Source organism: Agromyces sp. GXQ0307 (genome assembly GCF_044769845.1).
Classification (GTDB): Bacteria; Actinomycetota; Actinomycetes; order Actinomycetales; family Microbacteriaceae; genus Agromyces.
Map to the genome: position 1 here is coordinate 24,483 of NZ_JBIZVY010000003.1, position 26,247 is coordinate 50,729.

The 26,247-nt window shown below is 71.5% G+C and carries 31 protein-coding genes; 17 read left to right on the plus strand and 14 right to left on the minus strand.

Annotation, left to right across the window (positions count from 1 at the left end; translation table 11 throughout):
- Positions 1-68 precede the first annotated feature (68 nt).
- From ACIQH8_RS10115 to ACIQH8_RS10130, 4 genes are all read left to right on the plus strand, one after another.
- Entirely contained in the window at positions 69-521 is a 453-nt protein-coding gene (locus ACIQH8_RS10115; protein WP_400997994.1) for an ArsR/SmtB family transcription factor, read from the plus strand.
- Entirely contained in the window at positions 518-2,194 is a 1,677-nt protein-coding gene (locus ACIQH8_RS10120) for a SulP family inorganic anion transporter (protein ID WP_400997997.1), read from the plus strand. The genes ACIQH8_RS10115 and ACIQH8_RS10120 overlap by 4 nt, the downstream gene beginning before the upstream one ends.
- 169 nt (positions 2,195-2,363) lie before the next feature.
- Positions 2,364-2,525, plus strand: coding sequence for a hypothetical protein (locus tag ACIQH8_RS10125; protein WP_400997998.1), 162 nt, complete (start codon positions 2,364-2,366; stop codon positions 2,523-2,525).
- A gap of 188 nt (positions 2,526-2,713) precedes the next feature.
- Entirely contained in the window at positions 2,714-3,631 is a 918-nt protein-coding gene (locus ACIQH8_RS10130) for a hypothetical protein (RefSeq protein WP_400997999.1), read from the plus strand.
- Between the two features lie 24 nt (positions 3,632-3,655).
- On the opposite strand, the gene ACIQH8_RS10135 is transcribed toward ACIQH8_RS10130, so the two are convergent.
- The gene (locus ACIQH8_RS10135) at positions 3,656-4,174 is read right to left on the minus strand and encodes a MarR family winged helix-turn-helix transcriptional regulator (protein ID WP_400998000.1); all 519 of its coding nucleotides are present in this window, start codon (positions 4,172-4,174) and stop codon (positions 3,656-3,658) included.
- A 40-nt stretch (positions 4,175-4,214) separates the two neighbouring features.
- Here ACIQH8_RS10135 and ACIQH8_RS10140 point away from each other — a divergent pair, with 40 nt between their 5' ends.
- The 3 genes from ACIQH8_RS10140 to ACIQH8_RS10150 are packed head-to-tail and all read left to right on the plus strand — an operon-like array spanning position 4,215 to position 7,557.
- Positions 4,215-5,180, plus strand: coding sequence for a DMT family transporter (locus ACIQH8_RS10140; protein ID WP_400998002.1), 966 nt, complete (start codon positions 4,215-4,217; stop codon positions 5,178-5,180).
- A 54-nt stretch (positions 5,181-5,234) separates the two neighbouring features.
- Entirely contained in the window at positions 5,235-6,455 is a 1,221-nt protein-coding gene (locus ACIQH8_RS10145) for an AI-2E family transporter (RefSeq protein WP_400998003.1), read from the plus strand.
- Between the two features lie 31 nt (positions 6,456-6,486).
- Positions 6,487-7,557: a YihY/virulence factor BrkB family protein gene (locus ACIQH8_RS10150; RefSeq protein ID WP_400998006.1), complete on the plus strand. Its 1,071-nt coding sequence runs from the start codon at positions 6,487-6,489 to the stop codon at positions 7,555-7,557.
- 84 nt (positions 7,558-7,641) lie between these two features.
- Here the strand turns inward: ACIQH8_RS10150 and ACIQH8_RS10155 are convergent, their stop codons facing one another.
- Entirely contained in the window at positions 7,642-7,833 is a 192-nt protein-coding gene (locus ACIQH8_RS10155; RefSeq protein WP_400998008.1) for a hypothetical protein, read from the minus strand.
- Between the two features lie 157 nt (positions 7,834-7,990).
- Between ACIQH8_RS10155 and ACIQH8_RS10160 the strand changes: the two genes are divergently transcribed.
- From ACIQH8_RS10160 to ligD, 3 genes are read left to right on the plus strand one after another with little or no spacing between them, the layout of a single operon-like run.
- The gene (locus tag ACIQH8_RS10160; protein ID WP_400998011.1) at positions 7,991-8,548 is read left to right on the plus strand and encodes a nitroreductase family deazaflavin-dependent oxidoreductase; all 558 of its coding nucleotides are present in this window, start codon (positions 7,991-7,993) and stop codon (positions 8,546-8,548) included.
- A 10-nt stretch (positions 8,549-8,558) separates the two neighbouring features.
- Positions 8,559-8,837, plus strand: a complete 279-nt coding sequence (locus ACIQH8_RS10165; protein ID WP_400998013.1) for a DUF2277 domain-containing protein — start codon at positions 8,559-8,561, stop codon at positions 8,835-8,837.
- Between the two features lie 36 nt (positions 8,838-8,873).
- Positions 8,874-9,902 (plus strand): non-homologous end-joining DNA ligase, encoded by a 1,029-nt coding sequence (gene ligD / locus ACIQH8_RS10170; RefSeq protein WP_400998015.1) that lies wholly within the window; start codon positions 8,874-8,876, stop codon positions 9,900-9,902.
- A 3-nt stretch (positions 9,903-9,905) separates the two neighbouring features.
- Here ligD and ACIQH8_RS10175 read toward each other — a convergent pair whose 3' ends face one another.
- Positions 9,906-10,550: a GTP pyrophosphokinase family protein gene (locus tag ACIQH8_RS10175; protein ID WP_400999780.1), complete on the minus strand. Its 645-nt coding sequence runs from the start codon at positions 10,548-10,550 to the stop codon at positions 9,906-9,908.
- 212 nt (positions 10,551-10,762) lie between these two features.
- Positions 10,763-11,164, minus strand: coding sequence for a YchJ family protein (locus ACIQH8_RS10180; protein WP_400998017.1), 402 nt, complete (start codon positions 11,162-11,164; stop codon positions 10,763-10,765).
- Positions 11,165-11,335: 171 nt separating this feature from the next.
- Here ACIQH8_RS10180 and ACIQH8_RS10185 point away from each other — a divergent pair, with 171 nt between their 5' ends.
- Entirely contained in the window at positions 11,336-12,220 is an 885-nt protein-coding gene (locus ACIQH8_RS10185) for a hypothetical protein (protein ID WP_400998019.1), read from the plus strand.
- A 45-nt stretch (positions 12,221-12,265) separates the two neighbouring features.
- Here the strand turns inward: ACIQH8_RS10185 and ACIQH8_RS10190 are convergent, their stop codons facing one another.
- Genes ACIQH8_RS10190 through idi form a run of 9 tightly spaced genes read right to left on the minus strand, consistent with a single transcriptional unit; the run spans position 12,266 to position 18,682 of the window.
- Positions 12,266-12,556 carry a GNAT family N-acetyltransferase gene (locus tag ACIQH8_RS10190; protein WP_400998022.1) on the minus strand — a complete coding sequence of 97 codons (291 nt, stop codon included), beginning with the start codon at positions 12,554-12,556 and terminating at the stop codon, positions 12,266-12,268.
- A 36-nt stretch (positions 12,557-12,592) separates the two neighbouring features.
- On the minus strand, positions 12,593-12,964 hold the full coding sequence (locus ACIQH8_RS10195) for an RNA-binding S4 domain-containing protein (RefSeq protein WP_400998024.1): 372 nt from the start codon (positions 12,962-12,964) through the stop codon (positions 12,593-12,595).
- A gap of 40 nt (positions 12,965-13,004) precedes the next feature.
- Entirely contained in the window at positions 13,005-13,907 is a 903-nt protein-coding gene (locus ACIQH8_RS10200; RefSeq protein WP_400998026.1) for a prenyltransferase, read from the minus strand.
- Positions 13,904-14,236, minus strand: a complete 333-nt coding sequence (locus ACIQH8_RS10205; RefSeq protein WP_400998029.1) for a lycopene cyclase domain-containing protein — start codon at positions 14,234-14,236, stop codon at positions 13,904-13,906. The genes ACIQH8_RS10200 and ACIQH8_RS10205 overlap by 4 nt, the downstream gene beginning before the upstream one ends.
- Positions 14,233-14,589, minus strand: coding sequence for a lycopene cyclase domain-containing protein (locus tag ACIQH8_RS10210; protein WP_400998031.1), 357 nt, complete (start codon positions 14,587-14,589; stop codon positions 14,233-14,235). Before ACIQH8_RS10210 ends, ACIQH8_RS10205 begins: the two co-directional genes overlap by 4 nt.
- Entirely contained in the window at positions 14,586-16,202 is a 1,617-nt protein-coding gene (gene crtI / locus ACIQH8_RS10215; RefSeq protein WP_400998034.1) for a phytoene desaturase family protein, read from the minus strand. Before crtI ends, ACIQH8_RS10210 begins: the two co-directional genes overlap by 4 nt.
- Entirely contained in the window at positions 16,199-17,104 is a 906-nt protein-coding gene (locus ACIQH8_RS10220; protein WP_400998037.1) for a phytoene/squalene synthase family protein, read from the minus strand. Before ACIQH8_RS10220 ends, crtI begins: the two co-directional genes overlap by 4 nt.
- Positions 17,101-18,147: a polyprenyl synthetase family protein gene (locus ACIQH8_RS10225; RefSeq protein WP_400998040.1), complete on the minus strand. Its 1,047-nt coding sequence runs from the start codon at positions 18,145-18,147 to the stop codon at positions 17,101-17,103. The genes ACIQH8_RS10220 and ACIQH8_RS10225 overlap by 4 nt, the downstream gene beginning before the upstream one ends.
- Positions 18,140-18,682, minus strand: coding sequence for an isopentenyl-diphosphate Delta-isomerase (gene idi / locus ACIQH8_RS10230; protein WP_400998043.1), 543 nt, complete (start codon positions 18,680-18,682; stop codon positions 18,140-18,142). Before idi ends, ACIQH8_RS10225 begins: the two co-directional genes overlap by 8 nt.
- Positions 18,683-18,840: 158 nt before the next feature.
- On the opposite strand from idi, the gene ACIQH8_RS10235 reads away from it, so the two are divergent.
- The 5 genes from ACIQH8_RS10235 (at position 18,841) to ACIQH8_RS10255 (ending at position 21,810) form a co-directional block, all read left to right on the plus strand.
- Positions 18,841-19,308, plus strand: a complete 468-nt coding sequence (locus ACIQH8_RS10235; RefSeq protein ID WP_400998046.1) for an NUDIX domain-containing protein — start codon at positions 18,841-18,843, stop codon at positions 19,306-19,308.
- A gap of 9 nt (positions 19,309-19,317) precedes the next feature.
- Complete coding sequence (locus tag ACIQH8_RS10240; RefSeq protein ID WP_400998049.1) at positions 19,318-19,938, plus strand: CDP-alcohol phosphatidyltransferase family protein; 621 nt, start codon at positions 19,318-19,320, stop codon at positions 19,936-19,938.
- A gap of 17 nt (positions 19,939-19,955) precedes the next feature.
- Positions 19,956-20,456 (plus strand): FHA domain-containing protein, encoded by a 501-nt coding sequence (locus tag ACIQH8_RS10245; protein WP_400998052.1) that lies wholly within the window; start codon positions 19,956-19,958, stop codon positions 20,454-20,456.
- Complete coding sequence (locus ACIQH8_RS10250; protein ID WP_400998055.1) at positions 20,453-21,145, plus strand: MerR family transcriptional regulator; 693 nt, start codon at positions 20,453-20,455, stop codon at positions 21,143-21,145. Before ACIQH8_RS10245 ends, ACIQH8_RS10250 begins: the two co-directional genes overlap by 4 nt.
- Before the next feature lie 110 nt (positions 21,146-21,255).
- Positions 21,256-21,810, plus strand: a complete 555-nt coding sequence (locus tag ACIQH8_RS10255) for a MerR family transcriptional regulator (RefSeq protein ID WP_400998057.1) — start codon at positions 21,256-21,258, stop codon at positions 21,808-21,810.
- A gap of 107 nt (positions 21,811-21,917) precedes the next feature.
- On the opposite strand, the gene ACIQH8_RS10260 is transcribed toward ACIQH8_RS10255, so the two are convergent.
- Entirely contained in the window at positions 21,918-22,760 is an 843-nt protein-coding gene (locus tag ACIQH8_RS10260) for a ParA family protein (protein ID WP_400999782.1), read from the minus strand.
- Positions 22,761-22,838: 78 nt separating this feature from the next.
- Between ACIQH8_RS10260 and ACIQH8_RS10265 the strand changes: the two genes are divergently transcribed.
- Entirely contained in the window at positions 22,839-26,243 is a 3,405-nt protein-coding gene (locus ACIQH8_RS10265; RefSeq protein ID WP_400998060.1) for a pyruvate carboxylase, read from the plus strand.
- Positions 26,244-26,247: the final 4 nt, after the last annotated feature.

A 26,247-nucleotide genomic window follows, 5' to 3' on the forward strand; every position in this document is an offset into this window, starting at 1 on the left:
TGCGACCGGGTGATGTGCGACAGGCGCATAATGGATTGATGGATCCATCAATCCACGGAGGAGTTCGCGTGTTCACCGACGCCAGCCGTCCGCTGTACGAGGTCAAGGCCAACCTCTTCAAGGGGCTCGCCCACCCGTTGCGGGTTCGCGTGCTCGAGGTGCTCGCGGCGAGCGCCGACGGCGAGACACCGGTCTCCGTGCTGCTCGAGGCCACGGGGCTCGAGGCGTCGCACCTCTCGCAGCACCTCGCGGTGCTCCGCAACTACCGGCTCGTGACCGCCGAGCGCCGCGGCAACCAGGTGTCGTACCGGCTGGCGTACCCGCAGGTCGCCGACCTCCTCCGCGTCGCCCGCGCACTCCTCGGCGAGATCCTGCAGGCCACGGAGCGCCAACTCGTCGAGCAGGCGGGCCTGCCGTCGATCCCGGTCCCGGTCGCCGCGTCGACGGATGCCCCGGAGGCATCCGTTGCGGAGTCGAACGGGCACGGGCGCCCGACGACCGGAGCGGCGGCAGGGTCGTGACGGCCGCGGGGACGGGCACGGCCTCGGCCGTGCAGCGCGCCGCACGCGGCATCCGCTCGCTGCTGCCCGGCGCCGCGGACTACCGCGATCTCCGCCGCAGCTGGAAGGGCGACCTCGTCGCGGGCGTCACCGTCGGGATCGTGGCACTCCCGCTCGCGCTCGCGTTCGGCGTGAGTTCGGGCGCGGGCGCCGCGAGCGGGCTGGTGACCGCGATCGTCGCCGGCGTCGTCGCGGCCGTCTTCGGCGGCTCGAACGTGCAGGTCTCCGGGCCCACGGGCGCCATGGTCGTCGTGCTGGCGCCGATCATCGCCGCGCACGGCCTCGGCGCACTCGCGGTCGTCGGTCTGCTGGCGGGCGCGATGGTGCTCGTCGCGGGAATCCTGCGGCTCGGCCGGGCCGTGACCTTCATCCCGTGGCCCGTGATCGAGGGCTTCACGCTCGGGATCGCGGTCATCATCTTCCTGCAGCAGGTCCCCGCGGCGGTCGGCGTGACCGCTACCGAGGGCGCGAACGCGGTGGTCGGGGCGATCGACGCCGTGCTCGCCGCGTCGTGGCCGGATGTCGCGTGGTCGCTCGCCGTGGTCGCGACGGTCGCCGCGATCATGCTCGTCGCGCCGCGCATCCACCCGCTCGTGCCGGGCTCCATCGTGGCGATCCTCGTCGTGACCGTCGTCGTCGTGCTGGCCGGGATCCCGGTCGCGACCATCGGCGCGCTGCCGAGCGGGCTTCCCGCGCCGACCCTGCCCTCGTTCGCGCCCGACACGCTCGCCGCGCTCGTGCTGCCCGCGGCGACCGTGGCGGCGCTCGCCGCGATCGAGTCCCTCCTCTCGGCACGGGTCGCGGCGTCCATCTCGGACACCGGGCCCTACGACGCCGACCGCGAACTCGTCGGCCAGGGGCTCGCCTCGATCGCCTCTGCGCTGTTCGGCGGCATGCCCGCCACGGGCGCCATCGCCCGGACCGCCGTGAACGTGCGGACGGGCGGTCGCTCGAGGCTCTCGGCCATCGTGCACGCGGTGCTGCTCGGCGGCATCGTCGCCGTCGGGGCGTCCGTCGTCGCATCGATCCCGCTCGCGGCGCTCGCCGGCGTCCTCATGGTCACCGCCACGCGCATGATCTCCGTCGCGACCGTCCGCTCGGTCGTCGGCTCGACCCGCGCGGATGCGATCGTCTTCGTCGCGACCGCGATCATCACGGTGAGCGTGGACCTCATCACCGCGGTGCTCGTCGGCATCGCGGTCGCCGCCTTCCTCGCGCTGCGCGCGCTCGCGCGCTCGAGCGGCGTGCACCGGGAGGAACTGCCCGGGCCGGCCGAACCCGGCGACGAACGCGTCGGGCTGTTCCGACTCGAGGGCGCCCTCTTCTTCGGGGCGGCCGAGCGCATGCTCGAACGCGTCGGGGCCATGCGCGACGTCGACGTCGTCATCATCCGGATGTCGCAGCTCCAGATCCTCGACGCGACGGGCGCGCAGGTGATCACCGAGCTGGTCCAGGCGCTCGAGCGCCGCGGAGTGACCGTGCTCGTGAAGGGCATCCAGGCCCGCCATCTGGAGCTCGCCCGCCGTGTCGGCGTCATCGACTCGCTGCGTCACCGCAACCACCTCTTCGACGACCTGCCGAGCGCGGTCGCGCACGCGCGGAGCCACGTGCACCGTGCGTCCGCCGCGATGTGACGGACCGGGGCGGCCCGACATACGATCGAGGCACGCCGGCCGGGGCGCTCTGGAGGGAGCACCACTGGCCACCTGGCATCCGATCCTCGCCGCCGACGAGCCCGAACCGGGGCGGTGGCGACTCGTCGACTCGCTGGGCCGCGAGTACGGCCGCGTCAGCATCGTGCGCATGGGCGGCGACGTCCGATACCGCGCCGAATTCGAGGGGCGATTGATCGGATGGGGCACGACGCTGCGCGGCGCGTGCGAGCGCGTCCACCATGCGTTCGTGCGTTCGCACGGGCCCGGGGAATGGCAGGGATACCCCGATTTCTCGCCTGCTGAGCCGTGAGGATCCCTCTCTCACGGACGTGAGCATCCGTCGACTGTTCGGATGACTTTCACAGGGAACGGGCACGACTCGTGGAGGAAGGGTGTGCAGACTGGCGACTTCGCCGCGGCGACCCCCCGATCCTCCAAGCACCGAGACGAGAACCGCGACGCCCGAGGGCAGCACCTCGCGCGTCGCCCGTGAGATCTATGCGCAACCAGAACAGTTCCCCCAGTACCACCCTGACCACCTCCGACGAGACCCTCGACGCAACGCGTGCCCGGGTCCGCCGCACGCGTCGCAACCGACGTGCCGCCTGGATCGCCTCGGGCGCGGTCGTGACGATCGGCGCGCTCGTCGGCTCGGGCTTCGCGGTCCAGTCGGCGGTTGCCGACCAGGAGCGTCGTGTCGCCGAGACCGCGGCGATCGCCGAGGGCGCCGACCGCGGCATCGACCAGCTCGACGCGGCCGGCGGCCTGCTCGAGGCCCACGCCGTCAAGACGGCGGAGGACACGCTGAAGGTCGCCGGCGACACGATCGCGAAGGCGAAGGGCAAGGCGGATGCCACCGAGCTCGCCTCGACCGTCGCCACTCTCTCCGACTACACGTATCTGGCGCCCGAGCGCGTCTTCGAGCTTGCCAGCCTGACCTCCGCGAAGGCCGACGACGTGGCGGCGAAGGTCGCCGAGTTCGACCGGAAGGCCGCCGAGAAGGCTGCGGCGGAGAAGGCCGCGGCGGAGAAGGCCGCCGCCGAGGCTGCAGCCGCGGCCGCGGAGCAGCAGGCCCCCTCGACGCCGTCCTACCCGAGCGGTCCCGCGAACCCGAGCGGTGCGCAGGCGATCGCCCGCGACCTCATGGCCTCCATGTACGGCTGGGGTTCCGACCAGTTCGGCTGCCTCGTCGATCTCTGGAACAAGGAGTCGGGCTGGAACGTCTACGCCCAGAACCCCTCGAGCGGCGCGTACGGCATTCCGCAGGCGCTGCCCGGATCGAAGATGTCGACCGCCGGCGCCGACTGGGCGACGAGCGCGTCCACCCAGATCACGTGGGGCCTCGGCTACATCGCCGGTCGCTACGGCACTCCGTGCGGCGCGTGGTCGCACTCGGTGTCCGTCGGCTGGTACTGATCGTCGGATCCGGTCGGATCCCGCTCACCCGGTGGCCGACGGCGTCTCGAACGCCGACAGCCACCGGGTGAGCACTCGCTCGAGCACCGCTCGTTCGTCGGCGTCGATCGCCGCGAGCAGGCGGTGCTCGTTCGCCATGTGCGCCGTCATGACATCGTCGATGAGCTCTCGGCCGCTCGGGGTCAGGGCGATGACCCGGCCGCGGCCGTCGACCTCGCTCGTGCGTCGCGTGACGAGTCCGCGTGCGACGAGCCGGTCGACGCGTTTGGTGACGGCGCCGCTCGTCACCATCGTGGAGGATGCCAGGTCGCCGGGCGTCCGCTCGAACGGCTCGCCCGCCCGGCGGAGCGTGGCGATGACGTCGAACTCGCCCTCGGAGAGCCCGAACCGGTCGTAGACCGCGACCAGCTCGTCGGTGAGCGCGTTCGCCAACCGATGCAGGCGGCCGATCACGCCCTGGGGGGAGACGTCGAGGTCGGGGCGCTCGCGGCGCCACTCGCGCATGATGCGGGCGACCCGATCCTCCGTGACATCCGTCGTCATGTGCACCAGTATATCTTCCATGGAAGCTATACTGTCTTCCATGGAAACTACATGGCGGTGGGTATTGGTGACGATGATCGCGCCGGTCGCGTGGGGCAGCACGTACTGGGTGACGCGCGAGTTCCTCCCGGCTGACGCTCCGCTCTGGGGTGCCGTCCTCCGCGCGCTCCCGGCGGGCCTGCTGCTGCTCGCGCTCCGGCCGCGGCGCCCGCGCGGCGCGTGGTGGTGGCGGGCGGCGGTCCTCGGAATCCTCAACGTCGGGGCGTTCTTCGCGCTCGTCTACCTCGTGGCCCAGCTCCTGCCGACGAGCCTCGCCTCGACGATCATGGCCACGTCGCCCGCCACGATGATGCTCCTCGCGTGGATCTTCGCCGGTGAGCGGCTGAGGGTCGTCCCGCTCGTGGGCGCCGGCCTCGGCATCGCCGGCGTCGCACTCATGCTCGCGGGGAACGGTCCGACTGCGGCACCGCTCGGCATCGCGGCCTCCGTACTCGCGATGCTCCTGTCCTCGCTCGGCTACATCCTGGCCAAGCGCTGGCGCGAGGGCTCGGACGTCCTCTCGGTCACGTCGTGGCAGTTGCTCGCGGGCGGTCTCCTCCTGCTGCCGGTCGCGCTCGCGGTGGAAGGAGCGCCGCCGCCGGTGGACGGCCCGGCCGTCGTCGCCTTCGCCTACCTGAGCGTGATCGCGACCGCCGTCGCCTTCGTCGCCTGGTTCGTCGGACTCTCACGCCTGCCCGCCGGCACGGTCGGACTCATCGGGCTGCTGAACCCGGTCACCGGCGTGCTGCTCGGTGTGCTCGTCGCGGGGGAGCGGCTCGACGGGTGGCAGCTCACCGGTCTCGCCATCGTGCTCGTCGGAGTCGTCCTCGGACGACCGGTCGCCCGACGGTCCCTCGACCGTGTCCGCAGGCGGACCGGCAGACGTGCAGTCGCCGGGGCCCGGGGTCCGCTGGTCGCGAGCGCACGGCGGACCGAAGTCCGTGCGCCCCTGGCCGCCGACTGCTAACGTGCGCCCCAAGTGCCGCGCCCACGGCTCCGGCGGCGGCGGATCGGGGGGATCATGGCGCTCGGCTGGTGGCGGCGGAAGCATGCGTCCGCGTCTGACATCGAACCGGCCGACGGCGGCACGGCATCGAGGGCCCCCGTCTCGGTGGCGCTGCCGCGCGCGGCGGTCATCCTGCTCGGCTTCGCCGGGGCGGTCGTCGTCATGTTCGGACTCGCGGCCGCCCGTTCGGTCGTCGCCCCCGCCTTCCTCGCGCTCGTGCTGACGATCTGCGTGCACCCGGTGCGGATCGGACTCGTGCGACGCGGCGTTCCCGTCGGCCTCGCGACCGGTGCCGCGATCGTCGCGGTCTTCGCCCTCCTCGCCGGATTCGTGGCGACGCTGGTCTTCGCACTCGCGCAGTTCACGACCCTGCTGCCCGAGTACGCCCCGCAGATCCAGGCGGCCGGCGCCGACCTCAGCGACGCGCTCGAGAGCCTCGGCATCGGCGCGCAGCAGGCGCAGACCATCGTCGACGGGCTCGAACCGTCGCGGATCATCGACGTCGTGGGCACGGTGCTCGGGGGTGTCGCCGGTATCACATTCTCGCTGGTCGTCATCCTCACGCTGCTGATCCTCATGGCGATGGACGGGACCTACGGCCCGGCGATCCTCGCGCAGATGCGTCCGCGCCGCCCTGCGCTCGTCGACGCGCTCGTCCTCTACACGCGCAACGTCCGGCGGTACATGGTCGTCACGACGGGCCTGGGCGTCGCGCAGGGCGTGCTCAACTGGATCGCGCTGCTCATCCTCCAGGTGCCGGGTGCACTGCTCTGGGGCGTCCTGTCCTTCATCTGCAGCTTCATCCCGAACATCGGGTACTTCATCGCGATCGTGCCGCCCCTCGTGTTCGGCCTCCTGTCCGGCGGTTGGCCGGTCTTCATCGCCGTGCTCCTCGTGTACGGCGTCGTCAACGCGGTGGTGCAGTCGATCGTGCAGCCCAAGGTGGTCGGCGGCGCGGTCCGGCTGAGCGAGACGATCACGTTCGTCTCCGTGCTGTTCTGGGCCCTCGTGGTCGGGCCGATCGGCGCCGTGCTCGCCGTGCCGCTCACGCTCCTGGTGCGCGCGGTCCTGCTCGACGCCGACCCGTCCCTGGCGTGGTGGCGACCGGCGACCGGCGACGTCGAGGAGACCAAGGGGATCGCGGCGGAGCTGTCCGCCCGCGCACGCGCGGAGGCGAAGGCCGATCGCGCCGCGCGTCCGCCCCGAGGCCGGGCGGCACGCGCGTCAAGGCCGTGATCCGTCGCACCGCGGTCGTTACCCTGACGGGATGAGCGAGCAGACGGGCGACGAGCGCACGAGGGAGTCGACCGCCGGAGGCGGCATCCGGGAACGCCTGACGCGGGTGGTGCAATGGGTGCTGAGCACGAAGCCCGCTCGGGCGTTCCTGCTCTACCAGGAGCAGCACGGGGCGATGCTCGCCGACAGCGTGACCTACCGCACGCTGTTCTCGGTGTTCGCCGGAACGTTCCTCGGGTTCGCGGTCGCGGGTATCTGGCTGGCCGGCAACCCCGACGCGATCGAGGCCATCACGGCCACCGTGAGCGGGGTCATCCCCGGCCTCATCGGGGAGGGGGCGGTGATCGACCCGGACGCGCTCATCCAGCCCATCACCCTGAGCATCGCGGGAACGCTCGCGCTGATCGGCCTCATCGGAGCCGCGATCGGCGCGATCCGCTCGCTCCGGATCGCGCTCCGCCAGCTGGCCGGGAGCCCCGAGGACACGAGCTTCTTCCTCTGGCAGCTGCTCCGCGACCTCGCCATCGCGATCGGCTTCGGCGGGCTCCTCGTGGCCGGTGCGGTCGTGACGGTCGTCGGCACGGGCGCGCTCGACACGGTGGTCCGCTGGCTCGGACTCCCGTTCGGCGACGTCCTGTTCGACACCGGATCGCGGACGCTCTCGGTGCTCGTCGCGTTCGCGATCGACACGGTCGTCATCGTCGGCCTGTTCCGGCTGCTGGCCGGACTGCGCCCGAGCGCGCGGGCCCTGTGGTCGGGGGCGCTCGTCGGCGGCGCGGGGCTCACCGTGCTGCAGGTGCTCTCCGGGCTCTTCGTCGGCGGTGCCACGAGCAATCCGCTGCTCGCCTCGTTCGGCTCGCTCATCGCGCTGCTGATCTGGCTGAACCTGTCGAGCCAGGTCGTGCTCATCGCCAGCGCGTACGTCGTGACCGGAGTCGAGGAGGAACGCGATCGCGTCGCGGTGCGCTACGGCGCGACGTCGATGGCGCTGCGGCGGCTGAAGCGTGCAGAACGGCGGGCCGCGGATGCCGCGGCGGAGGTCGCCGCGGCGCGTGACGCCCTGCCGGGAGTGCACGACCCGGCCGCGCGCACCACGCGCTGATGCCGACACCGCGGCGGATTCCGCCGCGGTGTCGGGGCGGACCGATCGGACACGGTCCGCGGTCGAGCGGCTCAGCGCATCGGCTCAGCGCATCGCGTCGGGATTGCGGTCGATCTCGACGATCTCGACCTCCTCGATGACGACCGCGTCCACGTCCTCCGTGCCCGATCGGTCGTCGACGAGGCCCTCGTCGTCCTTGGGAACCTCCGCATCCGGCGGCAGGTCGGAGTCGGTGTACTCGCCCTCCGTCGGGTCGTGCGGTACTCGTGCGGCCATGATTCGCCCTCCTTCTCCGTTTCGGCGGTCCGCCACGTCAGGCGGACGGATCAACGCTAGGCAGCCCGACGACGGACCGTCAGGGGATTGACGCTCGTGCGCCGCCCCGGTAGCGCATCGGTGGCGCGGTGGGTCGTTCGCACGCCACACTGGTCGCGTGCCGACCGCCCTGCAGCTGACCCGGTCCGTCGTCGCAGCGCTCACACGTACGCGCCTGTTCCGACGTCTCGCCCCGACGCTCCTGCCGCCGATCGAGGCGGCGCTCGGCGCGCTGAGCGGCGGTCGGTTGCAGCTCGCGTCGCTGCTCGTGCCGTCGCTCGTCCTGCACACCCTCGGGGCCCGGACCGGAGCTCGGCGCGACGTGCACCTGATGTACACGCCGGACGGCAACGGATGCGCGATCGTGGCGGGCACGAGCTTCGCTCGGGACCGCCACCCGGGCTGGACGTACAACCTCATCGCGCACCCCGACGCGTGGATCACGGTGCGCGACCGGACATTGCGGATCCGTGCCGGCCGCATCGCGGCCGCCGACCGCGACGCGGCATGGGCGCGGATCGAAGCCCAGTGGCCCGGCTACCGCGGATACGAGCGAGACTCCGGTCGAGTGGTCCGGCTGTTCCTCCTGCAGCCGATCGCCGAGGTGGCACGACCACCCCGAGCGGCGGACGCGTCCGCCGACGGACCCCTCGACGCGTCATCCGACCCGGATTAGGCTGCACCGCATGTGCAGGAACATCCGAACCCTCCACAACTTCGAACCCGCCGCGACGAGCGACGAGGTCCGCGCGGCGGCGCTCCAGTACGTCCGGAAGGTGAGCGGATCGACGCACCCCTCGAAGGCCAACCAGGCGGCGTTCGATGAGGCGGTGGAGGAGATCGCGCACATCACACAGCATCTCCTCGACCACCTCGTGACCTCGGCGCCGCCGAAGGACCGCGAGGTGGAGGCCGCGAAGGCACGGGCCCGAGCCGCCCAGCGCTACGCCACGGCGAGCACATGAGCCGCGCCGTCGGGGGAGCGCGGTAGCGTCGCCGACATGGCCCGCGACGCGACGACCCTCGAGATCGACGGACCCGACGGCGTGCGCGTCGTCCGGGTCTCCAGCCCCGAGCGGGTCGTCTGGCCCGATGCCGGCATCACCAAGCTCCGACTCGCCGAGTACTTCGTCGCGGTCGGAGCGGCGTTCGTCGCCGCGAACGGCGATCGGCCCGTGTCGCTCGAGCGCTTCCGCGACGGCATCGGGGGCGAGTCCTTCTTCTCGAAGAACCCGCCGAAGGGTGCGCCCGAGTGGATGCGCGACGTGACGGTGACGTATCCGAGCGGTCGGAGCCATCCGCAGCTCGTCATCGACGAACCGGCCGGAGCGGTCTGGGCCGCGCAGATGAACACGATCGTCTTCCACCCCTGGGCCTCCCGGGCGGGGGCGCCCGACCTGCCCGACCAGCTTCGCGTCGACCTCGATCCGCAGCCAGGCACGGGCTTCGCCGACGCGGTCCCGGCGGCGTTCGCCCTACGGGACCTGCTCGACGAGGTCGGCCTGACGGGGTTCGTCAAGACCTCGGGCAACCGCGGCATCCACGTCTTCGCCCCGATCGAGCCCGAGCACGAGTTCCTCGACGTCAGGCACGCGGTCATCGCGCTCGGTCGCGAGCTCGAGCGTCGGATGCCCGACCGGATCACGACCGCGTGGTGGAAGGAGGAGCGCGGCGAGCGCATCTTCGTCGACTTCAACCAGGCCAACCGCGACCGCACGATGGCGGGCGCCTACAGCCCTCGGGCACTGCCGACCGCGGCGGTCTCGTGCCCGCTCGAGTGGGACGAGCTCGACGGCGCCGATCCCGCGTCCTACACGGTTCGAACGGTGCCGGAGCGTCTCGCCGCGCACGGCGACCCCTGGGCACGCATGCACGACGCACCGGGCCGGATCGACACGCTGCTCGACTGGTGGCAGCGCGACCTCGACTCCGGCCTCGGCGAACTGCCGTTCCCGCCCGACTTCCCCAAGATGCCCGGCGAGCCGACTCGCGTGCAGCCGAGCCGCGCACGCCGGCCCGACGACGACTGAGGCTCAGACCTCGGTCGAGAGTGCACCGCGGGCCGGCGGCGGCGGCCCGTGGACCTCGCGGTGCAGTCGCTCCATGCGCGTGTCGAGCTCTGCGGCCGTGCGCGCGGCGTCGGTCAGCTGGTCGAGGAGCTCGTCGGGGACCATGCGATCGAACTTGTAGTAGATCTTGTGCTCGAGGCTCGCCCAGAAGTCCATCGCGATCGTGCGGATCTGCACCTCGACGGCAACCGGATGCGCCCCCGTCGAGAGGAACACCGGGACCTCGACGATGAGGTGCAGGCTCTGGTACCCGTTGGCCTTGGGCTCGGCGATGTAGTCCTTCACCTTGAGGACGCGCACGTCCTCCTGCGCGGTGAGGAGTTCGGCGATCCGGTACGCGTCCGAGACGAAGCTGCACGTCACACGGACCCCGGCGATGTCGGTGATCGTCGCACGGATCGCCTCGAAGGAGGGGGCGATGCCCTTCCGGCGCATCTTGTCGATGACGCTGTCGAGGCTCTTCAGCCGGCTCGAGATGTGCTCGATCGGGTTGTACGAATGCGCCTGGCTGAACTCCTCGCGGAGGATCGACAGCTTCGTGATCACCTCGTCCATGCCGAACTTGTAGCGCTGCATGAAGCGCTCGGTCTCATCGCGCAGCGCACGCATCTCATCGAGGGTCTGCCCGTCGATGGTGTCGAGCGTGCGCTGCGCCCGGTCGGTCAGCATCGGCTGCGGGGCGGGTCGGGCTGGCGGGGTTCCGTCGAGCGGCGTCACGCGGCCCACGCTACGGTGCCAACCTCGGTGTTCGCTCTGCGGGACCGATGCGCCCGCCATGCGTGGCCGTCGCGCGGTCGCGAGCCGTCGGACGCTCCGGCACGTCAGGCGCCGTCGAGGTACCGCCAGCGATCCTCGCGCACGAATCGGCTGGTCTCGCGCAGCACCCCGCGCTCGTCGCCATGCGCGTAGCGCGCGGCGAACTCGACGAGGCCCTCGCGGTCGAGCGGACCGCCGCGTTCGGTGCGCACGATCTCGAGCGCGCGCCAGCTGAGCTCCGCATCGAGTTCGAGGCGATCCGGTCGGGTCGACGGATGCCACGTGGCGAGCAGGTACGCGCGATCGCCGACGACGAACGCCGTGTAGCGGGACCGCATGAGCTGGACCGCCGTCGGCGCGGCGCGTCCGTCGAGCAGGGGACCGCAGCATTCGCCGTACGTGCTCCCGCTCCCGCACGGGCAGCGGCTGTCGTCGGGCGGCGTCGAGAACATCCGGTCGGGAACCATGGAGCCCAGTCTCCCGCAGGCACGGTCATGGTCTGCCCAGCAGAAGTCGAGGTTCCGTTCAGGAATACCGTGCAGAGTAGGGGATTCGTGTGCCCGGACCGTCGGTTCGGGCCCGCCCATGCCCCGGCTCGGAGGGCCATCAACCCCCAGGATCCGAGCAAACCCATGCCTATGCTGAACTCCAATTCGATCACGCCTGCCTCCACCGAGACCACCGTTTCCACCGGCACCACCTCGGCGACCGTCGCCGACGAGCCCGCGCCGTTCCGCACGGATGCCGCGACCCGTCGCCTCGCCCGCCGGAACCGCCTCGTCCGCCGCCGTCGCCTCATCCTCGCCGGTGCGCTCGTCGCCGTCGGGGCCGTCGCCGGCACCGGGCTCACCGTCAACTCGTCGCTCGCCGCACAGCGCGTCGCGGAGACCAGCGCACTCACCGCGTCCACCGGCCTCGCAGCCGAGCAGCTCGGCGCCTACGCCGGCGTCGCGCAGTCGAAGGTGCATGCCGAGGCGGAGGACACGCTGACCCTCGCCGAGGACACGCTCTCCGACGTCGAGGGCAAGATCGACGCCGAGACGCTCGCGTCGTCGGTCGCGACCCTCGGCGACTACGAGGCGTTGCCGATCGACGAGGTCCGCGAACTCACGCTCTCGACCCGCGCCGAGATCCAGAAGGCGGAGCAGGCTGCAGCCGCCCACGACCGCGAGGTCGCCGAGCGCGAGGCCGCCGAGGCGCTCGCCCGAGCCAACACCCCGGAGGGCGCCAAGCAGACCGCGCGCGCCATGGCCGCCTCGCAGTACGGCTGGGGCGAGGCCGAGTTCCAGTGCCTCGTGCAGCTCTGGACCAAGGAGTCCGGCTGGAACTACCAGGCCGTGAACGCCTCGAGTGGGGCGTACGGCATCGTCCAGGCCTGGCCCGCCGAGAAGCTCGCGACGGCTGGAGCCGACTGGCGCACCAACGCCGCGACCCAGATCAAGTGGGGCCTCGACTACATCGCTCGCGGGTACGGCAGCCCGTGCGCCGCGTGGGGGCACTCGCAGTCCGTGAACTGGTATTGATCGCCGAGCGCGTCGAGTGAGCCGCCGACCCGAGGGGTCGGCGGCTCACGCCGTTCTCGGGTCGAGCAGCGCTCGTCGATCGGGGTGCCGGTCGAACCAGTGCTCGACGTACCAACAGCTCGGAACGATCCGCAGTTTCGACCGCGACTCGACGTCGTCGACCGCGAAGCGCACCAGTTCGGCCGCGAGGCCGCAACCGCGATACGGCGGATTGGTGAACGTCCGCACGAACGCCACCGTGTCGCCGAGTTCGCGGTAGTCCAGCACGCTCGCGACCTGACCGTCGATCCGGAGCAGGTACCGGCGCAGTTCGGGTTCGTGCACGAGGTCCTTCACGCGCCCAAGGGTACGCCCGCCCGGGCTCGTCACGGGTCAGCGACCTCGGAGTCGATCGAGGTCGCGCCGTTCGCGCTTGGTCGGTCGCCCGGTTCCGCGGTCGCGCAGCGGAACGGATGCCACGGCCTCCCGGGGAGGCGGTGCGGGCGTGCGGTCGTCGGCGGCCGCCGCCGCGAGGTCGGCCGATACGCGCTTCACGATGGGCCGACGCACGATGAGGATCCGGTCGAACCCGTGCAGCCGGACGCGTACCTCATCGCCGGGCCGAACCGGCTGCGCCGCCTTCGCGCGCTCGCCGTTCACCCGCACGTGGCCGGCGCGGCAGGCAGCGGTCGCCGCCGAGCGCGTCTTGCACACCCGGACCGCCCAGAGCCACGCATCAACGCGCGCCGCGTCGAGTTCCGCCATCCCCTCAGCCTATGACCGCATCGGAGCTCGGGGCTCCGGGTCAGCGCACGAACGCCCACCAGATCATCAGCATCGTCACGAGGAAGCCCACGACGTAGTTGATGAGGATGAAGTGACGCCAGCCGCGGTTCGACGCGCCGGACGCGGCATCCGTCACCGAGCGGTAGGGCCACGCCGCCCAGAGGTAGGGGATCACCAGCACCGACGCCAGGGGCCCCGGCCACTCCGTCGCGAGCATCAGGAGGCCGGCCGCCGCCCACAGCCCGAGCGCGATCCGCACCGTGGTCGCCGCGCCGAGCGCCGTGGCGATCGACGCGATGCCGGCCTCGCGATCGGGGACCACGTCCTGCACGGCACCGAACGCGTGGCTGGCCATGCCCCAGAAGAAGAACGCGGTGAGCAGCGCGATCAGCGGCCAGGTGAAGTCCGCGCCGGCGACCGCGAGGCCGTACACCGCCGGGCTGGCGAAGTGGGTGCTCGACGTGACCGAATCGAGCACCGGGCGCTCCTTGAAGCGCAGACCGGGGACCGAGTAGGCGAACACCGCGAACAGGCTGACCGCGAGTACGAGCCACGACCCTGGTTCCCCGGTGCCGCCGAGCCACAGCATGACCGCCACGAGCGGCGCAGCGGTCACGATGCCCGCCCAGACCACGGTGCGATGGAGGCTCGGATCGAGCAGCGCCCCCTCGGCGCCGCCCTTCCTCGGGTTCCGCAGGTCGGACTCGTAGTCGAACACGTCGTTCACGCCGTACATCAGCAGGTTGTACGGCACGAGGAAGAACAGCGTGCCCACGACGAGGAGGGCGTCGACCCGACCGGTCGTGAGCACGTAGGCGGCGGCGAACGGGAAGGCCGTGTTGATCCAGCTGACGGGCCGCGACGACAGGAGCACCTGGCCTGCCCGGTGCGCCGGTCCGCCGCGGGCCTCCGCCGCGGTCATCCGTCGACCTCCGCGGTGCGCTTCCGGTTTGCGCGAGCGCTGAGGCTCCAGACGGCGGGCAGCAGCAGGACCCCGGCGAGCGGGTACAGGAAGTCCTCGACCGGGGCGAGCCCGACCGTCCAACCCGACCGGTGCTCGTCGTCGTACGCGACGATGCCCGTCCCGACGATGAGCGAGTCGAAGACGGCCGTGAGGACGAGGAGCACCGCCGCGGCGATCGCGGTGGCGATCGCCCGCAGTCGGAACGCCCCGCGATCGCGAGGTCGTGCGGCCCACGCGGCGATCGCGGCGACCGCGAGGAACGGCACGCTGATCAGCAGGTACGTCACCGGCGCTCCTCCCGTTCGGCGGCGGCGGTCCGGCGGCCCCGCGACGCCAGGACGCGTTCGCCGCCGAGCACCAGCACGAGCGTGAGGTAGCAGAGGAAGACGAGGAACACCGGCTCCTCGAGGGGGAGCTCGGGTGCGAGCTCGATCCCGGTGACGATCTCCGACGTGCCGCGGAAGAAGACGCCCGTGACGATTCCCGCCGCGTCCCACAGGAGGAAGAACGCCACGCCCGTCGCGACGGTGAGTGCGCCGGCGAGCGGGGCCCGCCAGAACACGAGGCGCCAGCGGGCGTCGATGAGCACCATGCATCCGATGACGACGAGGAGGCCGGCCAGGTACGCGAAGGCCGTCATGCGACGGTCGTGGTCGGGTCTGCGGCTTCGTGCGCGACCGTGGCGGCGGGCTCCGCGATCGGCCCCGGCGATCGGTCGCCGCGAACGCGCTTCAGGACGTTCTCGGCGCTGATCAGGCACATCGGCAGACCGATGCCCGGCACGGTCGACCCGCCCGCGTAGTACAGTCCGTCGACACGGCGCGACCGGTTCGTTCCGCGCAGCATGGCCGACTGCCGGAGCGTGTGCGCGGGACCGAGCGCTCCGCCCTGCCACGAGTTGAGGTCGGCCGCGAAGTCGGCCGGGCCGACCGTCCGGCGCACGACGATGCGCTCCTCGAGATCGTCGAGGCCCGAGACCTCGGCGACACGGCGGATGGCGCGGTCGGCGGTCTCCTCGACGAGCCGGTCGCCCGTGCCGTCCTCGCCGCCGCGTCCGATCGCCGCGTCGGCGGGTACCGGCACCAGGAGGAACAGGTTCGTGTCTCCGGCGGGTGCCACCGAGGCATCCGTCGCACTGGGCATGCACGCGTAGAACGAGGCCGGATCGGGCACGTGCGGGTCGGCCCCGAAGATCGCGCCGAAGTTCGCGTGCCAGTCCTCGGTGAAGAAGAGCGTGTGGTGCGCGAGGCCCGGCACCTGACCGCGGATGCCGAGCATGGCGAGCACCGCTCCTGGGCCCGGGTTGCGGCGGCGCCACCACGATTCCGGGTACGTCTGTGCGTGGCGGGGAAGCAGCTCGGTCTCGGTGTGGTGCAGGTCGGCGGTGGACACGACGCGGTGCGCCGGGGCGACGACGCTGCGGCCGGACGCCGTCCGGAAGCGCGCCCCGGCGACCGCGGGCCGGGCGCCCGCCGAGGACAGCTCGATCGACTCGACCCGGGCCCCCGTGACGATGTCCACCCCCGCCGCGACAGCCGTCGCGGCGACGCGCTCGATGAGCTCGGCGAACCCGCCGCGCGGGTAGAACACGCCCTGTTCGAGGTCCATGTGACTCATCAGGTGGTACATGGACGGCGTCGCATCCGGCGACGAGCCGAGGAACACCGCCGGGTAGCCGAGCACCTGGCGGAGTCGTCGGTCGTGGACGGCACGGGCCGCGAACCGCTCGAGCGGCGTCGTGAGCAGCGTCGCGAACCGCCCCGCCCGGCGGAGGACCTCGCCGGAGAGCAGCGACCGGGGATCGTCGAAGTTCGTGTACAGGAAGCGCCGCCGCGCGATGTCGTACGTGGATGCCGCCGAGTCGAGGTATCGCTCGAGGGCGGCACCGGCGCCCGGCTCGATGGACTCGAACAGCGCGACGTTCCCGGCGCGGGTCGGTTGCACGTCGAGCGGTTCGTCGTGACCGTCGGCCCACACCCGGTAGCCGGGATCGAGCTGCACGAGGTCGAGCTCGGCCGCGGCGCTGCTGCCGAACAGGCGGAAGAAGTGGTCGAAGACCTCCGGCATCAGGTACCAGGACGGCCCCGTGTCGAACCGGAAGCCGTGGCTCGACCAGGACCCCGCCCGGCCGCCGAGCTCATCACGCGCTTCGAGCAGCGTCACGCGGTGGCCGTCGCGGGCGAGGAGGGCGGAGACCGCGAGTCCCGCGATCCCGCCGCCGATCACCACGATCCGCTCGGACGTCCCGATCATCGTCGATTCCCTCCCGTGGTGAGCGCTGAACGGACGGCGATCGCCAGCTTCTCGCCGTCCGGGACGCGGATCCGCGTCGCGATGATCTCGGCCGCCGGCGTGGCGCGGCATCGCGCCGACAGGCTCGCGAAGAGGCCGTGCGCCGCGGCGACCGCGCTCCGCGCTCGTCGCGGCAGCTCCGGGAGCGCGTCGCCGGCGATCGCGAGGTCGTGGTCGATGTCGTCGAGGATCGCGGTCTTGTCGGCCTCGGTGAAGGCGTCGGGATCGACACCGGGGAAGTAGTTCCGACCGAGGGTCCGCCAGTCGACGGCGAGGTCCCGGAGGAAGTTGATCTTCTGGAACGCGGCGCCCAGGTGGATCGCGCCGCGCTCGAGGCGCTCGCGCCGTTCGGCCTCGACGACCGGAGCGGAGCCGTGCCGTTCGGCGGCGAGGAAGGTCTGCAGGCACATCAGGCCGACGACCTCCGCCGAGCCGTGGATGTACGGGCCGATCTCCTCCGGGGTGAACGGAGCGGGATCGAGGTCGCGCCGCATCGACGCGAAGAAGGGCCGCGTCAGCTCTGTGGCGAACCCGGTGTCACGGGCGACGCCAGCGAACGCGTGCACGACGAGGTTCGCGGAGTAGCCGCACGCCATCGCACGCTCCGTCTCCGCCTCGAGCCCGTCGAGGACCTCGAGCTGCTCGTCGATCGTCAGCCCCGCCTCGGCGGCGGCGCCGTCGACGACCTCGTCGGCGACGCGGACGAGTGCGTACACCGACCTGATCCGCCGACGGGACTCCGCGTCGAGGAGCCGGGCCGCCGCGCCGAAGGAGGTCGAGTACCGGGCGATGACCGTGGCCGAACTCGCCTCGGCGGCATCCGAGTACCGCTCCAGCAGCGTGGGATCGTGCCGTCGGTTCATCGCACCCGCTCCGTCGCGCGCTGCGCGAACTCGCCGAGCTCGGCACGGAGCTCCTGCGGCAGGTCGGCGGCGTCGAGCTCGTACCGGGCGAGGGTGACGTGCTCGTGGGCCAGGGCCAGGGCGGCGTCGAGGGCGCCGCAGGCGCGGAGCTCCTCACGGAGTCCGGCCGCGGACTCGTCGTCGAGCGACGGGTCGCCGAGTCGTTCCCGGATGCTCGGCCACGACGGCGTGGTCGCGGCGTGCGCGATCAGCGCGGTGCGCTTGCCCTCGCGGAGGTCGGCCGAGGCGGACTTGCCCGTCACCACGGGGTCGCCGAAGACTCCGAGGACGTCGTCGACGATCTGGAAGGCGACCCCCGCGAGACGGCCGAAGCGGCACAGCGCCTCCACCGCCGACTCCGGCGCACCCGCCAGCACCGCGCCGGCGGCGAGCGGCGCCTCGAACGAGTAGACGGCGGTCTTCTGCTCGAGCGTCGCGAGCACACCCTCGAGGGCCGGCGTCGATCCGTCGAGCGCCGAGACGACGTCGGCGAGCTCACCGGCGGCCGAGACGAACACCGCGTGGTCGAGGATGTCGAGCAGCGACTCGCGGCACGGTCGGTCGACCGGCAGCATCGCGAGCTCGCGGTGCGCCCGGCTGAGGGCGAGGTCTCCCGCGAGCACGGAGGCGGTCGCCGCCCAGACCTCGCCCGTTCGCGCGTCGCCGCCGTGCTTCTGCGCCCGCGCCGCGAAGCGCCCCGCCACGTTCGGCTCACCCCGCCGGACGGTGTCGCGATCGATCAGGTCATCGTGGATCAGGAACGCCGTGTGGAGGAGTTCGAAGGCGAGGGCGACGCGCGTGACGAGCGCACGGTCCGATCCGCCGAACCCGCGATAGGCGGCCCACACGAGCCGCGGTCGAACGCGCTTGCCTCCGGAGCTCTGCTGCTCGATCGACTCCCACAGCGCCGTGTAGTGGCTGCCGTACGCGCCGGCCCGGCCTCGCGCGTCGGCGAAGAACCGGCGCAGTTCCTCGTCGATCGCGGAATCGAGGAGTTCAGGCACGGAAGAGCTCCAGTTCCTTCGCCTGGAGCACGAGCCACGGGCTGAACGCCCACGGCGCCGCGTCGACCGCGGTGGCGAGGGCTCGCGGGTCGACCCAGCGGTACTCGGCCACCTCGCGCGGATTCGGGTCGGGCTCGCCGGCTGCGGTCGCGAGGTACACCGGGCACACCTCGTTCTCGACGATGCCGTTGGCGTCCGTCGCCCGGTACCGGAAGAGCGGCAGCGCCAGCTCGACGGTGTCGAGTTCGAGCCCGAGCTCGAAGTCGGCACGGCGACGGACGGCGTGCAGCAGCGGCTCGGCCGGCTTGGGATGCCCGCAGAACGAGTTCGTCCAGACGCCCGCCCAGGTCTGCTTGGTGACGGCGCGCCGCGTGACGAGCACCTCGCCGATCGGGTTCACGATGTGGCAGGAGAATGCGAGGTGCAGCGCGGTGTCGGGTCCGTGCGCCGCGCTCTTCGGGGCTCGGCCGATGGGCGTGCCCGACTCGTCGAGCAGGACCACCTCGTCCTCGACGGTCTCGGTCGTGTGGTTCATGTCGGCCTCCTCGTCCGTTGGGCGATGCGACGAACCGGGGTTCGTGTCCCCGAAGCTAGCAGCGGGCCCGACCGTGGCGGAACAACCGAAAGTTGGACCGCGGCGGCGCGGCGGTCGACGGATGTCGCGCAGGGTGCATCGTGCGTCATGCTGGACGGGTGACGGGCGAGAGCGGGGACGGCTGGGCCGAGGGACCCGGTGGTGCCCGGTACTGGGGTCTGTACGGTGCGGCCGGACTGCTGCTCGTGGAACCGGGCGGCTCGGTGCTGCTGCAGCACCGCGCGGCGTGGAGCCACTTCGGAGGGACCTGGGGGATTCCGGGCGGGGCGCGTCATCGCGGCGAGTCGGCGCTGGACGCGGCCGTGCGCGAGGCGACCGAGGAGACGGGGATGCCGTCGGGCATCGTCGAAGCGCGGTTCGAGAGCGTGCTCGACCTCGGATTCTGGTCGTATACGACGGTCGTGGCCGATGCCACGAGGCGCTTCGAGCCCCGCCTCGCCGACCCCGAGAGCATCGCCCTGCGGTGGACACCGCTCGCCGCAGTGGACGGTCTTGCGCTGCATCCGCGATTCGCCGAGGCATGGCCCGCGTTGCGCGCGCGGCTCCGGGACCCGTCTGCTCGCTAGGATCGGAACGTGGCCGAGAAGAGCACGGGGGTGTCGGACCGGGTCTGGACGCTGCCCAATGTGCTGAGCATGCTCCGGCTCCTGCTCGTGCCGGTATTCCTCGTGCTCGTGATCCTCGGCGAGTACGTGCCCGCGCTCGTCGTGCTCGTCGTCGCGAGCCTCACCGACCTGCTCGACGGGTTCCTCGCGCGCCGGCTCGGCCAGGTCACGAGGCTCGGCCAACTGCTCGATCCCGCAGCCGATCGCCTCTACATCTTCGCGGCGCTCATCGGCCTGGCCGCGAACGACCTCGTCCCATGGTGGATCGTGGTGGTGATCGTCGCACGCGACGCGTTCCTGATCGTCCTCGGCGTGGTGCTCGCGAACCACGGGTACGGGCCGCTCCCGGTCCACCAGCTCGGCAAGGCGGCGACGTTCGCCCTCTTCACCGGCATCCCGATCATCATGCTCGGGCTGGCGTTCCCGGCCCTGCTCCCGGTCAGCGAGCCGTTCGGGTGGGCGGTCACGATCTGGGGTGCGTTCCTGTACTGGTGGGCCGGGGTCATCTACGCGATCGAGACCGCGCGTGTCGTCCGTGCGACGCGGGTGTCCGGGCCACCGGCATCCGATACGCTTGAGCCGGGAGGTTAGCGGTGACGGATTCCGACATGACCCAGACCGGCGCGAACGGCGAGGAGCGCGAGCCGTCGGCTGATACGTCGGCGCATCGCGTCGGCCAGCCGAACGACACCACGATGGGGTTCAGCCGCGAGGCTGCGGCGCAGTTGAGCGCGCTCGACGCCGACGTGAGCGCGGCCGAACAGGAGGCCATCGCGGCGCTGCCGTCCGCGTCCGCCCTGCTCATCGTCCGGCGCGGTCCGAACGTCGGCGCGCGATTCCTGCTCGACACCGAGGTCACCTCGGTCGGTCGGCACCCCGACGCCGACATCTTCCTCGACGACGTCACGGTCTCCCGCAAGCACGCCGAGTTCGTGCGCCACGGTACGGCGTTCGAGGTCCGCGACCTCAATTCGCTGAACGGCACCTACTTCGACGGCATCCGCATCGAGACCGCGCTGCTGAGCGACGGCGCCGAGGTCCAGATCGGCAAGTACCGTCTGACGTTCTACGCATCGCGACACGACCTCGCTCCGACGGGTGCCGGGTGAGCGAGGGCGCCGCGGCGCGGCGTCCGGCTCATGCCCCACCGCTGCTCGGCATCGGTCAGGTCCTGGCGAGACTCCAGCCGGAGTTCCCGGAGTTGACTCCGTCGAAGCTGCGCTTCCTCGAGGAACAGGGCCTCATCACCCCCGCGCGAACGGCGGCGGGTTACCGCAAGTTCTCCCCGTCCGACATCGAGCGGATCACGGTCGTGCTCTCAATCCAACGCGACCACTACCTGCCGCTGAAGGTCATCCGGGCCCACCTCGACGAGATCGACGCGGGTCGCACGCCGGCATTGCCGGGCGTCGTCGACGCGGCGGCGTTCCGGGCGACGGCGACCAGGTACTCCCGCGACGAGCTGCTTCGAGCTGCGGGCGCCGGTGCTGCGCTCCTCGACGAGGCCATCGGTGCCTCGCTGATCCGTCCCGCCGAGGTGTACGGTCCGGAGGTGAGGGACCTGCTCACGGCGTTGGCCGCGTTGCGCGCCAGCGGAATCGAGCCGCGACACCTGCGCGGGCTGCGCGCATCGGTCGAGCGCCAGGCCGAACTGGTCGAACGGGCGATCGCGCCCGAGCGTCGTCCCGACCCGGCCGGCCGGGCCCGGAGCGCGGAGCGCGCGAGGGAACTCGGCGATCGGCTCGCGGTCGTCCACGCCGCCGTGCTCCGCGACACGCTCGACCGCCACGCGCACTGAGCGGGCGACACGCCGTGACGCTCGGCCCGATGTCCTCGACTCCGGTGGTCGCCGTGGGTAGCGTTGACTCCGCGCCGCCGCGGCGACGACGAGAGTAGAGGGGCGATCGGATGAGCGAGCTCGATCGGAGCGAACGAACACGCTACGACCTCGGACTGCTCTTCACCGACGGCCTCCCCGAACACGACGACGGCACCGGCTATCGCGGCGCGGTCGCCGCACGCGCCGCGGGCATCAGCTACCGCCAGCTCGACTACTGGGCTCGGACCCAGCTCGTCGAGCCCACCGTGCGCGGTGCGGCGGGCTCCGGTTCGCAGCGGCTGTACGGCTTCCGCGACATCCTGGTCCTGAAGCTCGTGAAGCGACTGCTCGACACGGGCATCTCGCTCCAGCAGATCCGGGTCGCCGTGACCCAGTTGCGCGAGGCGGGGATCGACGACCTCGCGCAGACGACCCTCATGAGCGACGGCGCGAGCGTGTACCTGTGCACGTCCGACGACGAGGTCATCGACCTCGTGAACCGTGGCCAGGGCGTCTTCGGCATCGCGGTCGGCAAGGTGCTGCGCGAGGTCGAGTCGACGCTCGTCCAGCTGGACACGCAGTCGTCCGACCAGGTCGACGAACTCGCGGCCCGGCGGGCGCGCGCATCGCGCAGGATCTCCTGACGTCGACCGCGCTCGTGCGCGAGTGACCCCGGTGCACCGGACGCCGCGATCGGCCGGCGACTGCGCCCGCGGCGGGAGATGACGCCGTGTGACGTCGGCCGAACGGGTCAGCGCTGCGGCGCGTCCAGCTCCATCCGGGCGGCGCTGGACGGCCCGTACTCGCCGATTCGAGCGGCCCGGAGCACCCGCTCGAGCAGCTGGTCGAAGTGGCTCGACATCTCCTCGGCGCTCTCGCCGGGCCACATGTGCAGCGGCTTCGCCGCACCCTGCGCCTGCTGCAGCGACGTACGCTCCGGCAACTGCGGGCTGAGGACGAGCGGTCCGAACATGTCGCGCAGCTCCTTGATGCGGAACTGGTGCTCGAGCGACTGCACACGTGCGCGGTTCACGATGATGCCGAGCGGCTGGAGGCGCGGGGAGAGTCCTCGCCGGATCTCCTCGATGGCGCGGAGCGCGCGATCGGCGGCCGCGACGGAGAAGAGCCCGGGCTCGGTGACGACCGCGACTCGGTCGCTCGCCGCCCATGCCGTGCGGGTCAGGGCGTTCAGGGACGGCGCGCAGTCGATGAGGACGAGCTCGTAGTCGGACTCGACGTTCGCGAGCGCCTCCTCGAGCTTCCAGATGTCGCGGATCGACGGGTGCGGTCCGTCGTAGTTGATCGCGGACGGACTGCCGATCATGACGTCGATGGTCGACTGCGGGTTCGACCTCGTCCATCCGCTGGGAGCGATCGCCGAGCGGACGATCTTCTCCTTCGGCGACGCGAGAACGTCGGCCACGTTGAGGTGACCCGACACCTGGATGTCCATGCCGGTGGAGACATCGGACTGCGGGTCCAGGTCGACCACCAGAGTTCGCACGCCTCGCGCGAAGGCAGCCGACGCCAGCCCGAGGGTGACGGTGGTCTTTCCGACCCCGCCCTTCAGGGAACTGACCGAGAGAACGTGCACGAGCGAATACGTTACCGTTACTCGCACGGCGATACCTAAATGTTCGCTGTGCGGAAGACCCCCATCGGAAAGGCCTGCATGTTCTCGAAGATCCTGGTCGCCAACCGCGGTGAGATCGCCATTCGCGCGTTCCGAGCCGCCGTCGAACTCGGTGCGAAGACCGTCGCCGTCTTTCCCTACGAGGACCGCAACTCGCTGCACCGATTGAAGGCCGACGAGGCGTACCAGATCGGCGAGCAGGGACATCCGGTCCGCGCGTACCTCGACGTCTCGGAGATCATCCGCGTCGCGAAGGAGTCGGGCGCGGACGCGATCTACCCCGGGTACGGTTTCCTGTCCGAGAATCCCGAGCTGGCCCAGGCCGCGGCCGACGCCGGCATCACCTTCATCGGCCCGCCGACGCGTGTGCTCGAGATGGCGGGCAACAAGGTGACCGCGAAGCAGCAGGCGATCGCGGCGGGCGTGCCGGTGCTGAAGTCGACCGAGCCGTCGACCGATGTCGAGGCGCTCCTCGCGCAGGCCGATGAGATCGGCTTCCCCATCTTCGCGAAGGCCGTGGCGGGCGGCGGTGGCCGCGGCATGCGTCGCGTCGACCGTCGGGAGGACCTGCGCCGCTCCCTCGAGGAGGCGATGCGCGAGGCCGACAGTGCGTTCGGCGACCCGACCATGTTCCTCGAACAGGCCGTCCTCCGTCCGCGGCACATCGAGGTGCAGGTGCTGGCGGATGCCACCGGCGAGACGGTGCACCTCTTCGAGCGCGACTGCTCCGTCCAGCGTCGTCACCAGAAGGTCGTCGAGATCGCGCCCGCGCCGAACCTCTCCGACGAGATCCGTCAGTCGCTCTACCGCGATGCGGTCGCCTTCGCGAAGTCGATCGGGTACGCGAACGCCGGGACGGTCGAGTTCCTCCTCGACACGGCGGGTGAACGCGCCGGCCAGCACGTCTTCATCGAGATGAACCCGCGCATCCAGGTCGAGCACACCGTGACCGAGGAGGTCACGGACGTCGACCTGGTCGTCGCGCAGATGCGCATCGCGGCGGGGGAGAGCCTCTCGGACCTCGGCCTGACGCAGGATCGCATCCACCTGCGCGGCGCGGCGCTGCAGTGCCGCATCACGACCGAGGACCCCACCGCGAACTTCCGCCCCGACACGGGCAAGATCACCACGTACCGCTCGCCGGGCGGTGCCGGCATCCGTCTCGACGGCGGCACGGTCAACCCGGGCGCGCAGATCAGCCCGCACTTCGACTCCATGCTCGCGAAGCTCATCTGCCGTGGCCGCGACTACCAGCAGGCGGTCACGCGCACGAAGCGCGCCCTCGCCGAGTTCCGGATCCGCGGCGTCTCCACCAACATCCCGTTCCTCCAGGCGGTGATGGACGACCCGCACTTCATGAGCGGCGACCTCAGCACCTCGTTCATCGACGAGCGACCGCAGCTCGTGCGCGGGCGCGTCTCGAAGGATCGGGGGACCAAGATCCTGAACTGGCTGGCCGATGTCACGGTCAACCAGCCGAACGGCCCGGCGCCGACGACCGTGTCGCCGGCAGAGAAGCTGCCCGAGATCGACCTGACCGCGCCCGCTCCGGCCGGGTCGCGCCAGCGCCTGCTCGAGCTCGGGCCGGCGGGCTTCGCGGCGGCGCTCCGCGCCCAGACGCCGCTCGCGGTCACCGAGACGACCTTCCGCGACGCGCACCAGTCGCTCCTCGCGACGCGCGTCCGGACGAAGGACCTCGTCGCGGTCGCGCCGTACGTCGCCCGCATGACGCCGCAGCTGCTGTCGGTGGAGGCCTGGGGCGGCGCGACGTACGACGTCGCCCTGCGCTTCCTCGGCGAGGACCCGTGGGAGCGGCTCGGTGCGCTGCGCGAGGCCCTGCCGAACATCAACATCCAGATGCTCCTGCGCGGCCGCAACACCGTCGGCTACACGCCGTACCCGACCGAGGTCACCGACGCGTTCGTGCAGGAGGCGGCCGCGACGGGCGTCGACATCTTCCGGATCTTCGACGCGCTGAACGACGTCGCTCAGATGCGTCCGGCGATCGAGGCCGTGCTCGGCACGGAGACCGCGATCGCCGAGGTCGCGGTGTGCTACACCGGCGACCTGCTCGACCCGCGCGAGGACCTCTACACGCTCGACTACTACCTGCGCCTCGCCGACGAGATCGTCTCGGCCGGCGCCCACGTGCTCGCCATCAAGGACATGGCCGGCCTGCTTCGTCCGGCCGCGGCCGAGAAGCTCGTCGCGGCCCTCCGTGAGCGGTTCGACCTGCCCGTGCACCTGCACACGCACGACACCGCAGGCGGACAGCTCGCGACGCTGCTCGCCGCCAGCCGGGCCGGAGTCGACGCGGTCGACGTGGCCAGTGCGCCGATGGCGGGGACCACGAGCCAGCCCTCGGCGTCCGCGCTCGTCGCCGCGCTCGCGCACACGGACCGCGACACCGGGATCCAGCTCGACGCGGTGTCCGACCTCGAACCGTACTGGGAGGCCGTGCGACGAATCTACCGGCCGTTCGAGTCGGGCCTGCCCGGCCCGACCGGTCGGGTGTACCACCACGAGATCCCCGGTGGGCAGCTGTCGAACCTCCGCCAGCAGGCGATCGCACTGGGGCTCGCCGACGACTTCGAGCTTATCGAGGACATGTACGCCGCGGCGAACGAGATCCTCGGTCGCGTGCCGAAGGTGACGCCCTCGTCGAAGGTCGTCGGCGACCTGGCGCTCCACCTCGCAGCCGTCAAGGCCGACCCGGCGGACTTCGCGGAGAACCCCGAGAAGTACGACGTGCCCGACTCGGTCATCGGCTTCATGGCGGGCGAGCTTGGCGACCTGCCGGGCGGTTGGCCGGAGCCGTTCCGCACGAAGGTGCTCGCAGGGCGCGACGTCCGCGTCGGGGTCACGGAACTCACCCACGCGCAGCGTCGCGGGCTGTCCGAACCGGGAGTCGAACGTCAGGCACTGCTCAACTCGCTGCTGTTCCCCGCGCCGACGCGCCAGTTCGAGCAGATCCGCGAGTTGTTCGGCGACCTCTCGGTCGTCGACACCGCCGACTACCTGTACGGCCTGCGGCCCGGTTCCGAGCACGTCGTCGAGATCGACCGGGGCGTTCGCCTCTACGCGGGTCTCGAGGCGATCGGCGAGGCCGACCACAAGGGCATGCGAACCGTCATGACGATCCTGAACGGCCAGCTCCGGCCGGTGTTCGTCCGCGACCGCAGCATCACCGTCGAGTCCCGCGCGGCCGAGAAGGCGGATGCCTCGCAGCCGGGCCACATCGCGGCCCCGTTCTCCGGCGTGGTGACCCTGCAGGTGGAGGCGGGCGCCCGGATCGAGGCAGGCCAGGCCGTCGCATCCATCGAGGCGATGAAGATGGAGGCCGCGATCACGTCGCCGGTCGCCGGCGTCGTCGAGCGCGTCGCCATCCCGAAGACCCAGCAGGTGGAGGCGGGTGATCTGCTCGTCGTCGTACGCCCGGGTTAGACTC

Excerpts from the sequence above, each read along its gene's own strand:
- ACIQH8_RS10125 (WP_400997998.1), top strand. The coding sequence starts at position 2,364 with ATGGGCGGCGACGTCCGATACCGCGCCGAATTCGAGGGGCGATTGATC.
- ACIQH8_RS10130 (WP_400997999.1), top strand. The coding sequence starts at position 2,714 with ATGCGCAACCAGAACAGTTCCCCCAGTACCACCCTGACCACCTCCGAC.
- ACIQH8_RS10135 (WP_400998000.1), bottom strand. The coding sequence starts at position 4,174 with ATGACGACGGATGTCACGGAGGATCGGGTCGCCCGCATCATGCGCGAG.
- ACIQH8_RS10140 (WP_400998002.1), top strand. The coding sequence starts at position 4,215 with ATGGAAACTACATGGCGGTGGGTATTGGTGACGATGATCGCGCCGGTC.
- ACIQH8_RS10145 (WP_400998003.1), top strand. The coding sequence starts at position 5,235 with ATGGCGCTCGGCTGGTGGCGGCGGAAGCATGCGTCCGCGTCTGACATC.
- ACIQH8_RS10150 (WP_400998006.1), top strand. The coding sequence starts at position 6,487 with ATGAGCGAGCAGACGGGCGACGAGCGCACGAGGGAGTCGACCGCCGGA.
- ACIQH8_RS10155 (WP_400998008.1), bottom strand. The coding sequence starts at position 7,833 with ATGGCCGCACGAGTACCGCACGACCCGACGGAGGGCGAGTACACCGAC.
- ACIQH8_RS10165 (WP_400998013.1), top strand. The coding sequence starts at position 8,559 with ATGTGCAGGAACATCCGAACCCTCCACAACTTCGAACCCGCCGCGACG.
- ligD (WP_400998015.1), top strand. The coding sequence starts at position 8,874 with ATGGCCCGCGACGCGACGACCCTCGAGATCGACGGACCCGACGGCGTG.
- ACIQH8_RS10175 (WP_400999780.1), bottom strand. The coding sequence starts at position 10,550 with ATGCGTGCGCTGCGCGATGAGACCGAGCGCTTCATGCAGCGCTACAAG.
- ACIQH8_RS10180 (WP_400998017.1), bottom strand. The coding sequence starts at position 11,164 with ATGGTTCCCGACCGGATGTTCTCGACGCCGCCCGACGACAGCCGCTGC.
- ACIQH8_RS10185 (WP_400998019.1), top strand. The coding sequence starts at position 11,336 with ATGCTGAACTCCAATTCGATCACGCCTGCCTCCACCGAGACCACCGTT.
- ACIQH8_RS10195 (WP_400998024.1), bottom strand. The coding sequence starts at position 12,964 with ATGGCGGAACTCGACGCGGCGCGCGTTGATGCGTGGCTCTGGGCGGTC.
- ACIQH8_RS10200 (WP_400998026.1), bottom strand. The coding sequence starts at position 13,907 with ATGACCGCGGCGGAGGCCCGCGGCGGACCGGCGCACCGGGCAGGCCAG.
- ACIQH8_RS10210 (WP_400998031.1), bottom strand. The coding sequence starts at position 14,589 with ATGACGGCCTTCGCGTACCTGGCCGGCCTCCTCGTCGTCATCGGATGC.
- crtI (WP_400998034.1), bottom strand. The coding sequence starts at position 16,202 with ATGATCGGGACGTCCGAGCGGATCGTGGTGATCGGCGGCGGGATCGCG.
- ACIQH8_RS10220 (WP_400998037.1), bottom strand. The coding sequence starts at position 17,104 with ATGAACCGACGGCACGATCCCACGCTGCTGGAGCGGTACTCGGATGCC.
- idi (WP_400998043.1), bottom strand. The coding sequence starts at position 18,682 with ATGAACCACACGACCGAGACCGTCGAGGACGAGGTGGTCCTGCTCGAC.
- ACIQH8_RS10245 (WP_400998052.1), top strand. The coding sequence starts at position 19,956 with ATGACCCAGACCGGCGCGAACGGCGAGGAGCGCGAGCCGTCGGCTGAT.
- ACIQH8_RS10255 (WP_400998057.1), top strand. The coding sequence starts at position 21,256 with ATGAGCGAGCTCGATCGGAGCGAACGAACACGCTACGACCTCGGACTG.
- ACIQH8_RS10265 (WP_400998060.1), top strand. The coding sequence starts at position 22,839 with ATGTTCTCGAAGATCCTGGTCGCCAACCGCGGTGAGATCGCCATTCGC.